Here is a 1,187-nt window from a genome sequence, read left to right on the forward strand (position 1 = left end):
GCTCCAACTCGCCCGCCCTCCGACACAGTTCGTCGGCGGCCTTAACCACGTCGTCGGCGGAGGGCCCCACCGCCAGCAGGCAGAACTCGTCCCCGCCGAGCCGCGCGGCCAGGGCCCCGGGCAGCATGGCCCCGCACAGCGACAGCACCGAACCGAAACGTTCCAGCAGCCGGTCGCCCACGGCGTGTCCACGGGTGTCGTTGACCCGCTTCAGCCCGTTGAGATCGCACACCACGAGACTGACGACGACACCGTCCCGCTTGTGCCGGTCGACGGCCTCGTCCAGCCGCGCGTCCACGGCACGGCGGTTGGCGAGCCCGGTCAGCGCGTCCGTGAACGCCAGCCGTCTCGCCTCCTCCAGCCGCTCGGCCTGAGCGATCCCGGCGGCGACGACGGCGGCCAGGACGGTGGCGAAGTCGGCGTCCTCCCGTACGAAGACCGGGGCGCCGGCGGGGCGGGCGACATACAGCTCCCCCCAGGCCCGTCCGTTCAGCACGATCGGGGCGACCACACAGCTCCCGCGGCCCCTCCTGCGCAGCGCGGCGACCCGCTGGTGCACATAGCCGGGCCGTCCCCCGGCGGCCGGGCCCTCCGCCGTCTCGACCCACGCGTTGGGCTCCCCGCCCCCGGCCCACCGCTCGTGCAGGAACTCGGTGATCTCCGGGAACTGGTGCACGGGGTAGGCCTCGTTCTCGGGGAACTCCTCCTCGCCGGCGGCCCGGTCCCCCACGTTCACCAGGACCCTGAGCCGTCCGAGCTCCCGCTCCCACACGGACAACGCGGCGAAACTCCCGCCGAGCGCGCGGCAGGCTCCGGCGGCGGCGGCCCGCCACGCCTCCCGCGAGCCGTGGGCCGCCGCCATGCCCTGAGCCAACGCGACGACCGCGGCCAGCCGGATGTCCTCACCCATCAGTCCAGGTTAGGGAGGATGTGGGGGTATGCGGTGATGTGGTTGGTCCGTTCGAGGAAGTCCGTGCCGGGTTCGGCCGTCGGCCGGCTGCCGGTGCGCGGAGGCCGGTCGCGCACCGCAACAGGCCGCCGCAGGCCCTCAGGGGCGCGGGGAACTGCGCACAACGCCCACCCCCACGAACCGCAACAGGCCGCCGCAGGCACCCCAGGGGCGCGGGGAACTGCGCACAACGCCCACCCCCACGAACCGCAACAGGCCGCCGCAGGCACCCCAGGGG

General features: G+C 74.4%; 1 protein-coding gene. It reads right to left on the bottom strand.

Annotation, left to right across the window (positions count from 1 at the left end; translation table 11 throughout):
* Window positions 1-910: GGDEF domain-containing protein (locus EHS43_RS44895; protein ID WP_148104360.1), on the bottom strand; the 910-nt coding region annotated here is incomplete at its 3' end.
* Window positions 911-1,187 lie beyond the last annotated feature (277 nt).

Source organism: Streptomyces sp. RP5T (genome assembly GCF_003933965.1).
Taxonomy (GTDB): Bacteria; Actinomycetota; Actinomycetes; order Streptomycetales; family Streptomycetaceae; genus Streptomyces.